This is a genomic window from Plantibacter sp. MMLR14_011, assembly GCF_001865025.1.
In the GTDB taxonomy this organism is placed as follows: domain Bacteria; phylum Actinomycetota; class Actinomycetes; order Actinomycetales; family Microbacteriaceae; genus Plantibacter; species Plantibacter flavus_A.
Window position 1 is genome coordinate 1 of the sequence record NZ_MJGW01000091.1, and the last position, 227, is coordinate 227.

Consider the following 227-nt stretch of genomic DNA (forward strand, 5'->3'; position numbering starts at 1 on the left):
GGCAACCAGCAGAAGGTCGTCATCGGCAAGATGCTGGCCACGCAGCCCGACGTCATCCTGCTCGACGAGCCGAGCCGGGGCATCGACATCGGCGCCAAGGCCGAGGTCTTCAAGCTCCTCGCCGAGCGCGCCAGGAACGGCCTCGCGGTCGTCTACACGACGTCGGAGGTCGGTGAGTGCCTCAGCATCGCCCACCGCATCGTCGTGATGAGCCGCGGGCGCATCGC

1 pseudogene is annotated in these 227 nt (G+C 68.3%); it reads left to right on the forward strand.

From position 1 onward, the window contains the following. Positions 1–227, forward strand: a pseudogene (locus BIU99_RS17985) (sugar ABC transporter ATP-binding protein); the annotation flags it as partial.